Annotated in this window: 11 protein-coding genes and 3 pseudogenes; 6 read left to right on the top strand and 8 right to left on the bottom strand. The window is 41.3% G+C overall.

Features of this window, described 5'->3' with window-relative positions; all coding sequences use genetic code 11:
- Together AAC852_RS08250 and AAC852_RS08245 are read left to right on the top strand one after the other, a co-directional pair.
- Positions 1-715 (top strand): IS630 family transposase (locus AAC852_RS08250; RefSeq protein ID WP_340620616.1); only part of this gene is annotated, 715 nt, incomplete at its 5' end.
- 266 nt (positions 716-981) lie between these two features.
- Positions 982-1,491 carry a DUF6622 family protein gene (locus AAC852_RS08245; protein ID WP_340620615.1) on the top strand — a complete coding sequence of 170 codons (510 nt, stop codon included), beginning with the start codon at positions 982-984 and terminating at the stop codon, positions 1,489-1,491.
- A gap of 36 nt (positions 1,492-1,527) precedes the next feature.
- Here the strand turns inward: AAC852_RS08245 and AAC852_RS08240 are convergent, their stop codons facing one another.
- Both AAC852_RS08240 and AAC852_RS08230 read right to left on the bottom strand, forming a co-directional pair.
- Positions 1,528-2,331, bottom strand: a complete 804-nt coding sequence (locus AAC852_RS08240; protein ID WP_340620614.1) for a hypothetical protein — start codon at positions 2,329-2,331, stop codon at positions 1,528-1,530.
- Between the two features lie 172 nt (positions 2,332-2,503).
- Positions 2,504-2,635, bottom strand: a pseudogene (locus tag AAC852_RS08230) (IS110 family transposase); the annotation flags it as partial.
- Positions 2,636-2,725: 90 nt separating this feature from the next.
- Here AAC852_RS08230 and AAC852_RS08225 point away from each other — a divergent pair.
- Positions 2,726-2,926, top strand: coding sequence for a hypothetical protein (locus tag AAC852_RS08225; RefSeq protein ID WP_340620613.1), 201 nt, complete (start codon positions 2,726-2,728; stop codon positions 2,924-2,926).
- 167 nt (positions 2,927-3,093) lie between these two features.
- Entirely contained in the window at positions 3,094-3,417 is a 324-nt protein-coding gene (locus AAC852_RS08220) for a hypothetical protein (protein WP_340620612.1), read from the top strand.
- Between the two features lie 262 nt (positions 3,418-3,679).
- Here the strand turns inward: AAC852_RS08220 and AAC852_RS08215 are convergent, their stop codons facing one another.
- From AAC852_RS08215 to AAC852_RS08205, 3 genes and pseudogenes are all read right to left on the bottom strand, one after another.
- A complete protein-coding gene (locus AAC852_RS08215; protein ID WP_262946804.1) occupies positions 3,680-4,684 on the bottom strand; it encodes an IS110 family RNA-guided transposase in 1,005 nt (334 codons plus the stop codon).
- Positions 4,685-4,769: 85 nt separating this feature from the next.
- Positions 4,770-5,285, bottom strand: a pseudogene (locus AAC852_RS08210) (ISKra4 family transposase); the annotation flags it as partial.
- 106 nt (positions 5,286-5,391) lie between these two features.
- The gene (locus AAC852_RS08205; RefSeq protein ID WP_422824268.1) at positions 5,392-6,345 is read right to left on the bottom strand and encodes an IS481 family transposase; all 954 of its coding nucleotides are present in this window, start codon (positions 6,343-6,345) and stop codon (positions 5,392-5,394) included.
- Positions 6,346-6,397: 52 nt separating this feature from the next.
- On the opposite strand from AAC852_RS08205, the gene AAC852_RS08200 reads away from it, so the two are divergent.
- Positions 6,398-7,435 carry an IS630 family transposase gene (locus tag AAC852_RS08200; RefSeq protein ID WP_340619667.1) on the top strand — a complete coding sequence of 346 codons (1,038 nt, stop codon included), beginning with the start codon at positions 6,398-6,400 and terminating at the stop codon, positions 7,433-7,435.
- A 378-nt stretch (positions 7,436-7,813) separates the two neighbouring features.
- Here AAC852_RS08200 and AAC852_RS08195 read toward each other — a convergent pair whose 3' ends face one another.
- Genes AAC852_RS08195 through AAC852_RS08185 form a run of 3 tightly spaced genes read right to left on the bottom strand, consistent with a single transcriptional unit; the run spans position 7,814 to position 8,756 of the window.
- Positions 7,814-8,065, bottom strand: coding sequence for a DUF5384 family protein (locus AAC852_RS08195; protein WP_340620611.1), 252 nt, complete (start codon positions 8,063-8,065; stop codon positions 7,814-7,816).
- Positions 8,066-8,079: 14 nt separating this feature from the next.
- Positions 8,080-8,235, bottom strand: coding sequence for a hypothetical protein (locus AAC852_RS08190; protein WP_340620610.1), 156 nt, complete (start codon positions 8,233-8,235; stop codon positions 8,080-8,082).
- Positions 8,236-8,246: 11 nt separating this feature from the next.
- Complete coding sequence (locus AAC852_RS08185; RefSeq protein WP_340620633.1) at positions 8,247-8,756, bottom strand: hypothetical protein; 510 nt, start codon at positions 8,754-8,756, stop codon at positions 8,247-8,249.
- Positions 8,757-9,223: 467 nt separating this feature from the next.
- On the opposite strand from AAC852_RS08185, the pseudogene budC reads away from it, so the two are divergent.
- Positions 9,224-9,981 (top strand): annotated as a pseudogene (gene budC / locus AAC852_RS08180) (meso-2,3-butanediol dehydrogenase).
- Positions 9,982-10,049 lie beyond the last annotated feature (68 nt).

Genomic DNA, 10,049 nt, shown 5'->3' with positions numbered 1-10,049 from the left:
ACGCTGGCAGGTTTCGTTCACCGTGGCCGGGATGACCAAATGGCTTCACCGTCAAGGGTTCAGTTACAAGAAGCCGAAAGGGGTTCCTCATAAATTTGATGCGGATAAACAGCAACAATTTATTGAGGCCTACCACGCCCTGAAAGACGAATTCGGTCAGAATGAGCCGATTCTGTTTATTGATGCTGTGCATCCCTCACAGTCTACAAAATTAAGCTATGGCTGGATAAAATCAGGGGTAAAGCACGTCAAAATGATTGAAACTACAGGCAGCCGTACCCGACTCAACATCATGGGCGCCCTTAATTTACAGTGTATTGAAGAGACTATTATTCGTGAATATCCGAGCATTAACGCGGAAAATGTGGCGTATTTTTTCGGTGCCATTCGAGAAACCTATCCGCTTTCGCAGAAAATTCATCTCATCTTGGATGGGGCGGGTTATCACCGTACCGATTTGGTGAAAGATATCGCCGAGATCCTCAACATTGAGTTGCATTACTTGCCACCTTACAGTCCTAATCTCAATCCCATAGAGCGATTATGGAAATATATGAACGAGCAGGTGCGTAACAATGTCTACTTCGCCACACCGAAAGTGTTTCGCGAGGCAATTCACTCCTTTTTTCGTGTCACACTCCGGGAAAAAGCGGGTGGACTCGCTTGTCGATTGAATGATAATTTCCAGATTTTGAAACCGGCATCTTCAAGTTAGATTGGTATATATGTTATCTACCTAATTTTTTGGAATCTCAAAAAACTTTGAATATATGACACACTAATCTGGATTTTTTCTTTTGTAAAAAATGGATAATAGGTTATATTTTAGTATTAAAGGTACATTCTAAATATATTTTCAAAATGGCAGAAGATCTCTTGATTCCTCGCTTCGTGTGGAATCAAGACCCACTAGCTTACAGAAGAATTTCAAATCACCTGAATGATAAATTTTTCATACGAAAAAGACTAGCGAGTAACAACATGCCACAATACATCATTATTATAAAAGACACACCTATATGGGTTTGGATTTTGCTTATATTTCTTATCATGAGAGGCATTAACGCTCTCTCTGACCGTGAAATGAGTATAGAACGTATATTTTTACTACCTACCGTATTTTTATTTTGGGGATCACATAGTGTTCTCACTGAAACCTACTTTTCATATTTATCATTCATAATGATGATAACAGGTCTAGTTTCCGGTATTACTATTGGTTGGATACTATGGAGATCACAGCCACGATTAAGAGAAAAACCCGAAAGTACCTTAATTATTCGTCCTGGTACACCTTTGACACTAATAATGATATCAATTACTTTTGTAAGTAAATTTATTATGACAACTTTATTAAGCATCTCTCCAATGTTTCTACATTCATTATATTATAACTTACTATTCGGCCTAGTAAGTGGTCTTCTTGATGGTATTTTTTGGGGGGGAGCTATGAATCTTTTTATTTCATGGTATAAGAATAAAAAAATATAACAAGATCACCATAGTATTTATTTACAGTGTTTTTACTCATTTACAATCAATAGATTCGGACTTTCTTTTAGCTTTTTTCCAACGATATTTAGGCCAATAGTAACTGAATATTATCATCAACAACGTCAATGGATGTCCACAGAAAAAAATGAAGTCATCAATGGGAAAACCCTTCCTATTCGAAAAGAAATAGAGACCTACCGTTTTTAATGAATATACAAAAATCCAAGCAATAGAAACTTCATGCCATACTCTAACATACAATGGAGTACCATAGACAGTAGACATTTTTAACCGGGGCATAGCTTGTTCAGCCATCGTTCGAGCAGCAGGCTTTCCTATCAATGAGTAAAAACAAAACACGGAAACCAAAGAAGCAGCACTACTAACAGAACGGAATACTTCCTCTTGTTTGATATCAAATAGTGTGTATCCATGAATATAAAGAAAATGGTTAATACCTGATACTAACATCAGTACAATAACCACCCAAATACCTTTGGTTTTACTAATAAATTTTAGAAGAATTGAATATAGTGTTGTCAGTAGCAAGGCGGCCCCGACACCACCTAAATGAAATACAAGGTTATAGAGTACAATCGGTATAATAATGGTCATTAGCGCATCACGAGATAATAAGTAATTCCAGATAGACATAGGTTGTTGTTGAGTCATAAATGCTATATGAACACATCCCGTTTGCAAAACAAAAATAGCGTTGACATCGACAATAGATTGCGGCTCTATATCCGCCTTATTACAGCCGAAGCTGCGGGCCTCGATGTAATCAGCTGACCTGTCTTTGTCATCATTATCATTGTCCCAGCAATCTTTCTGCATTCATCCTTGTCGTTAAAAGTTAAAGTTGACCAGTGAAACACCTTAATAAGGCCTGACACTGACGTAATCTTTTTGGTATTTCCGCTGATGGGCTACCAGCGCCCAAACGGTACGAGCCAGCTTATTGGACATGCCCACAATCGCTACACAAAGCGGGAGTCTTTTTTTCAGCTCGGTTACTGAAGAACGTTAAGAAATCATTTCGCCGCAGCTGTTTATCAATGACTTCACCGGTGTATTCATCAACAAAATGAATTTGCATCAGATGTTTTGCAATATCGACCCCAAAAGGAGTATATTTCATGAGTGGTTCCTCCAGTCATTAGGGAGCAACAGGCTCCCGCTTTTAGGCACTATAAAGTCTCTATTTAAGATCTAGTCCAAAAGAGAGGAAATGGCTATTTTACTGGTATTGATCCAATTATTTTTTACCGATACGTTTAAGATAGTTTCCCTGTTCGTCAGGCCAGCATTTTGCTTCCAGCTTCCTTCCGATTTTACCTCCAAATCATTGATTCACCACTACAGAAAGTCAATAGCGCCTGTCACGGCGCATCAAAGAAAAACGGCTACTCCCGGAACGACGGGGAATTAAACCAAAAGAAATTAAAATTCCCTTTTGTGGGATTTACTTCCATTCCCTATATCGGAAAAATCCAGAGAGAAAAATTCACTTTTGACCACAAAACGAGGTAGAAAAAAACGCGTTTTTTTTTGCCTCCTATGTATCCTGTAAACCATCTCTTTTACGAGGATTGTTTTATGCTACGTTTTTTACCAAAAATGTTTTCTTCCGGTCGTGTCTATCATAATCGGCTGCTTGTCATGTCCGTCGATCTGCTGGTGATTTATGCGTTTTACCTTTCCTTTCGCGGTTACATACACTGGGCCATTACTGTTTTAATGGCAATTATCGTGGCCGCATATTATGTGTGGGTTAGCTACGTTCGTTTTTTTAAACTTGTCATGGAGAATAAACTCCTCAAAACGAATGTTGTTTTTGATAATGGTTTTATTTACGCCAGTCTGATTGTTGAAGCTAAAAACATAGATGATGAACCTGTCGAAATACCACTGAGACCATAAAAATTCTATGGTCGCCCTCGTTTTTGCAACACTCATTTTGATGAATTTTGGGCTTGCTTAAATCTATCCGGCGTCATTATAGGCAAGGAGCCTGCGCCTCGATGAGTTCCGCGCCTGATGAACCTTAAAAGTGTGCCGGCTTCAAGGAGCCAATTTTTATGCTAGGTTTCTCATCAGGCCGGTAGGCCGTTCATGTCATCAATTATCAGTCTTCGCAAAACCAGTGGGGTCTCGTTTCAAATTTGTTCACAACAGGCTTGATTTAGGCTTCAAATACCGTGTGTTGTGTCGTCATAGCCCACGCTATCCGGGCGAGTTTATTCGCTAACGCACAGGCCACAATATTAGAATGCTTTCGTTCAAGTTGCCGTTTAACCCAGTCAGCCAGTTTGCCCTTTCTATGCTCAATATGCATTATGAACGTTCGGGCACATAGCACCAACAGTTGCCGGAGTGTCTTATTACCCCGTTTACTGATCCCTAATAAGGTTGTCTTTCCCCCGGTACTGTATTGGCGGGGAACCAATCCCGTCGAGGCTGCAAAATCCCGGCTGTGTGCGTATTGCTTCCCATCGCCCAGTTGTGAGGAAAGCACACTCGCCGTGATGGGGCCAATGCCGGGGATCGTCATCAGCCGTTGTCCGGTATCATCCTGAGCAATCTCCTGTGACAGGGCAGTTTCAATCTCGGTGATTTGTTCAACCAAATAGTGATAATGCGCCTGTAACCGCAGTAATACCTGTACCAGATAAGGGGGAAGTTCATGTTCAACCAACACAGTGGAGAGTCGTTTTATCACAGCAATCCCTTTGGGCATACTGATGCCAAACTCAAGCAGGAAAGCCTGCATCTGGTTGGTCGTTTTGACTTTATCCCGGACCAGTGATTCCCGGACACGATGCAACGCTCGCATGGCTTGTTGGGCTTCCGTTCTGGGCTGAACAAACCGCATTGAAGGACGTGAAGCGGCTTCACAGATAGCTTCAGCATCAATAAAATCATTCTTGTTACTTTTAACGAAGGGACGCACAAACTGCGGTGAAATCAGCTTGGCCTCATGCCCCAAATCAGCGATCCGCCTTGCCATGAAATGTGCGCCAGCACAGGCTTCCATCACCACCGTTGCCGGAAAGCAGTCAGCTAAGAATTCCATCAATTTAGTTCGGGTGAATTTTTTACGCAGTAAGGCTTTCCCCGATTGATCCTGACAATGGACATGAAAGGAATGTTTGCCGAGATCGATGCCAATCAGTGCGATAGTGTTCATGATGGTAGCCTCTTAAAAAATAAATCACACGCTGTCAATATATCGCTAACAGGGTGAGGGCGGCCATCTCATTAGTGTGGGGCACTTATGCCGCAATAGCTTCAGCTTCTGTCAAATAGCGCTCCATTTCTTCACCTAACTTTATTCCCGGATACCAATACTCAAATCGGGCTTTTAAATCATTATTAAGTACCGCTGTGCGTGTCTGGAGTAAATAATGTGCGCCTTGTTGGCTCCATTGCATTTGCTGCTTTTTCACCATCCGTTTAGCGATAACTTCATTGATTGCCGATTCAACAAATGACGAGGAGATCGGTTCACCATATCGGTACATTTCACCATAATTCGGGATCATCATGCGGTTATTTTCAATATAGGTATACATTTCATCAAGATGTTTTAACAGCGATTTATGGTTTTCATAATGCAATGTATCGTCATCACATATCAAGGCAAAATGATCCAAATATTCTAATGCCTTATTGACATTCCCATGCCAGATATACCATTTTGTGCTGGTTAAAACGTCTAATAATTCTGCACCGAGTTCAGGGGCGTTTTTTGATACCCCTTTGGCATATTGTTTTAAGACGGTCAGGCGTGTATTAGCTCAGACTTGACCTGACAGTTACCGGTTATTTATACAGGTGTCTGTCAGGTTAAATCTAGTTCAGATTTTTTTCTGCCCAGAGTCGTTTTCCATCTAGTCATGTTTCCATTGGTGTTCGACCACAACACATTTTACCTTGATGTGTTCTTTCATTATTGTAGTGCCATAACCCGTTGTCCAGATCCGATTGCAGACTTTCCAGATCACCATACAGCTTTTTGCGGAACGTGATTTGGTAAAACTCTTGTAAAATCGTTTTATGGAACCGTTCACAGATACCATTAGTTTGCGGAGACATCGCCTTCGTTTTGGTATGGTCGATATCATTAATCGCTAAATAAAATTGATAATCATGATGTTCAACTCGACCACAGAACTCAGTTCCTCTATCCGTCAGTATTCTTAGCATTGGCAGCTGGTGAGATTGATAGAACGGTAATACACGGTCATTTAACAAGTCTGCTGCCGTAATCGGTGTTTTGCTCGTGTACAGCTTACAATGCGCAACTTTCGAATACGTATCGATGAATGTTTGCTGATAAATACGCCCAACCCCTTTCAGATTACCCACGTAGAAAGTATCTTGTGAGCCTAAATAGCCAGGATGAGCTGTTTCGATTTCACCACAAGCCTCGTCATCATAGGCTTTCTTCTCAAGGGCGGTGATTTGAGCGTCATTGAGCGTAATACCTTCTTCAGCAACTTTAGCTTCAAGGGCTTTGAGCCGTTTTACAAAGTTCTCAAGGTTGTTCCTGAGCCAGATAGAGCGTACACCACTTCCTGAGATGAAAATGCCTTTTTGTCGTAACTCATTACTGGTTCGATGTTGCCCGTGAGCAGGGAACTCTACCGCATGTTCAACAACGGCACGCTCAGTCGCCTCATCCGCGCTATTTTTAAAATTAGGAACATGACGGCTTTGGTTGTAACGATAAAACGTATCGCGTGATACGCCCATCACTTTGCAAGCTTTAGAAACGTTGCCGAGTTCTTCCGCTAAATTAAGTAAACCGACTTTGTGTTTAATAATAGGATTGTTAGTATATACCAATCATCATTGAAGATGCTTGATTTCTTATCCGAATCAGATCATGCTTGCAACCATGAAAATTCATCTGACACCAGACCAAAAACACGCCCTCGAACTGATGCATGATACAACGCGTGATGGACGCGTTCGCGACCGCATCAAAGCGGTTCTTTTGGCTTCCGAGGGCTGGACTGCTCAGATGATTGCTCAGGCCTTACGTATTCATGAAAGCACTGTCAGTCGTCATCTGAAAGATTATTTCAGTCAGGAAAAACTCGCCCCTGAAAATGGCGGTTCTGAAAGCCATCTGTCTGCCCGGCAAACCGCTGAACTGGTGGATTATTTGACGGTGAATCTGATGCATACTACCGCACACATTGTGGCCTATGTCCAGGCACGCTGGCAGGTTTCGTTCACCGTGGCCGGGATGACCAAATGGCTTCACCGTCAAGGGTTCAGTTACAAGAAGCCGAAAGGGGTTCCTCATAAATTTGATGCGGATAAACAGCAACAATTTATTGAGGCCTACCACGCCCTGAAAGACGAATTCGGTCAGAATGAGCCGATTCTGTTTATTGATGCTGTGCATCCCTCACAGTCTACAAAATTAAGCTATGGCTGGATAAAATCAGGGGTAAAGCACGTCAAAATGATTGAAACTACAGGCAGCCGTACCCGACTCAACATCATGGGCGCCCTTAATTTACAGTGTATTGAAGAGACTATTATTCGTGAATATCCGAGCATTAACGCGGAAAATGTGGCGTATTTTTTCGGTGCCATTCGAGAAACCTATCCGCTTTCGCAGAAAATTCATCTCATCTTGGATGGGGCGGGTTATCACCGTACCGATTTGGTGAAAGATATCGCCGAGATCCTCAACATTGAGTTGCATTACTTGCCACCTTACAGTCCTAATCTCAATCCCATAGAGCGATTATGGAAATATATGAACGAGCAGGTGCGTAACAATGTCTACTTCGCCACACCGAAAGTGTTTCGCGAGGCAATTCACTCCTTTTTTCGTGTCACACTCCGGGAAAAAGCGGGTGGACTCGCTTGTCGATTGAATGATAATTTCCAGATTTTGAAACCGGCATCTTCAAGTTAGATTGGTATATAGCATGAGAGTTACCTCGTGTTTTGTTTAAGATTTGGACATCTCTATCAAAACCGGTAACTCTCAACTTTTCAAGTTGAATTGTCAGACCAAGTCGCGACTAATACAAATTATTTCTAAGTCTTAAATTTCTATTGTTATGCCTAATTTCCTGTATAGCGCAGATTTTGGGTTCGAGATAATCCCGTATATTAAAAGGGCAGATTTCTGCCCTATGGTGATAGTCGTTTCTTTTTATCCTTACTCGTGACCCTAAACTTTACCTATCTAACGAGCATAAAGTCCATTGCTATGCGTTGTATTGAATGGTATTCCTCCTGGAAGCGTTCGGGTAGGTAGGTGTGCTGAGGTTGTTCAGTTATCAATATATTATAATTTATTGATTTGTTTGTGATCAATGAACTCATTTTCACGCTTCGCTCTGGCTGAACGTTTCTCTAGTTCAAGTTTTCTCATCTCTATATCAAGTTTGCGCAGCTCATCTTCATAAGCCTGCTCCCGTTTCTTATCTGCTGCTGCTTCAGCCAGAACTCTTTGTTTTTCAGCTTCGCGGGTAGCTTCTTGCTTTCTGATTTTCTCTGCTCTGACAGCAGCTTCTCTTTGTTTTCTTTCTCTTTCCACTCTGGCTGCTCTTTCTAATTGAGCTTTTTTTCGGCCTGCTGTTTTTGCTCTTCTGCTTTACCTTCACTTTCTGCTTGAGCAATGGCAGAAAGCTGGCTTTGAAGAGATGAAGCAAGTACAGGAGTGGATAGTGTGATCAGTAAAGATGCAATAAAAATTTTTTTAACCATGATTTACCTGCTTATTTTTTATCTTGGCACGTAGCATTAGGCTGAACGCGTGTTTCATTTGTTTTGGTTGAAATAACTACGGCTAACCCTGGAGTGAATTGGCATGTACGCCCAACTTGAGTTGAGGTGTAAATTTTAGTGTTTTCTTTATAGGTAAGAGAGATACCTTCAACGATGACTTTATCATCTACCATTGATCCTGCTGCTGCACCAAGCGCACCACCACCGATTGCACCTGCCGCAATACCTGCTCTGGAACCGGGACCTGCGTTATAACCCACAACACCGCCAGCCACAGCTCCAAGAATGGCACCAAATGTTTGGGCTGCTTGTTTATTCGTGTTGTTTTCTACAACGATTTTGGCAGGAAGAACAGAAATGATATTGATTGTCTTTGTTTCCTGTTTTTCGTTTAACTGAGTTGTGTCATAAACATCTGCTGCAAATGAATCCGCATTGGATTGGCATCCACTGATGATAATTGCAAAGGCCGCAATTGCGGAGAAGCATAATGATTTCATTTTCACTTTTTATTACCTGCTAAACTGCAAAAATCAGGATAATGCATTATTTTGTGATAAAAAACAAGATCATATATGACTTGTATTAAATTAGATCAGATTTAGTTGTGGGAAGAATGATGCTTGTAGTACCGTTCTCCAATTTCACTGAAAAAATATTGATGAATCTTTTATTGAATAATTAACAGTCAATCAGGCATAAAAAAGGAAATAGCAAGATAATTAACAAATTATATTCTGGAGGATATGATAGTTAATCATCTCTTGTTTTTTATAAATTTTAAAATACATTTTCTGGCGATAAGATAATATCTATCTTGAATAAATCAGTTTCCATATCTCAATCAATATCTGAAATACGCAGTGCTCACTGACACATAAATTCCAGTCAGGAAGAATGGGATCAAAAATATTGCTATCTCTGGATTTATAACAAGCATTGAAATTACATCAATGAGGGTAATAACATGATTCGGTTTGAAGATAAGGTTGTCATTATTACTGGCGCAGGAAGTGGTATGGGGGAGGCTACAGCGAAACGTTTTTCGCAAGAGGGGGCCATTGTTGTATTAGCCGGACGGGATACTGATAAGCTTCATCGTGTCTTCAGTGAACTATCATCAAAAAAAGCGTTGGTGATCCAGACTGATGTTACAGATCGGGAATCAGTCAAAAATATGGTTGATGAAACGGTCAGGCATTTTGGCCGGATCGATATTCTGGTGAACAATGCAGGGTTGTATGCAATTGGCGATTTATTGAGTCTCTCAGAAGAAGAGGGTAATGCGGTATTAGCGACGAATTTTAATGGTGTGCTTAATTGTAGCTATTTTGCTTTACCTCATTTGCTGAAAAGTAAAGGATGTATTGTTAATAATGCCTCCATATCTGGCTTAGGAGGTGATTGGGGAGCGTTCACTATTGTGCGTCAAAAGGCGCTGTCGTTAATCTCACCCGTGCTATGGCGCTGGATTACGGTTCACAAGGTGTTCGGGTTAATGCTGTTTGCCCAGGTTTGGTAATAACCCCAATGGTTGAGTGTCTTGACGAGGAAACTCTTAAGTCTTTCGATAGCCGTATTTCGTTGAAACGGCCAGGGCAGCCGCATGAAGTGGCCGCCGCCATTGCATTTTTGGCGAGTGAAGATGCCAGTTTCATAAATGGTGTGAATTTGCCCGTGGATGGTGGCGTAACAGCATCCAATGGTCAACCTAATTTTAATTAAGGTCGCTTTAGATAACGAATTGAGAAGTGGCTCCACAGTCTACAGATAGATTGTGGAGCCAATTAATT

It is taken from the genome of Xenorhabdus siamensis (assembly GCF_037996745.1).
GTDB classification, from domain to species: Bacteria; Pseudomonadota; Gammaproteobacteria; order Enterobacterales; family Enterobacteriaceae; genus Xenorhabdus; species Xenorhabdus indica.
This window is presented reverse-complemented; position numbering and strand designations above follow the sequence as displayed.

Coding starts and splice junctions, on each gene's coding strand:
- AAC852_RS08245 (WP_340620615.1), top strand. CDS start 982: ATGCCACAATACATCATTATTATAAAAGACACACCTATATGGGTTTGG.
- AAC852_RS08240 (WP_340620614.1), bottom strand. CDS start 2,331: ATGCAGAAAGATTGCTGGGACAATGATAATGATGACAAAGACAGGTCA.
- AAC852_RS08225 (WP_340620613.1), top strand. CDS start 2,726: ATGGCTATTTTACTGGTATTGATCCAATTATTTTTTACCGATACGTTT.
- AAC852_RS08220 (WP_340620612.1), top strand. CDS start 3,094: ATGCTACGTTTTTTACCAAAAATGTTTTCTTCCGGTCGTGTCTATCAT.
- AAC852_RS08215 (WP_262946804.1), bottom strand. CDS start 4,684: ATGAACACTATCGCACTGATTGGCATCGATCTCGGCAAACATTCCTTT.
- AAC852_RS08200 (WP_340619667.1), top strand. CDS start 6,398: ATGAAAATTCATCTGACACCAGACCAAAAACACGCCCTCGAACTGATG.
- AAC852_RS08190 (WP_340620610.1), bottom strand. CDS start 8,235: ATGGTTAAAAAAATTTTTATTGCATCTTTACTGATCACACTATCCACT.
- AAC852_RS08185 (WP_340620633.1), bottom strand. CDS start 8,756: ATGAAATCATTATGCTTCTCCGCAATTGCGGCCTTTGCAATTATCATC.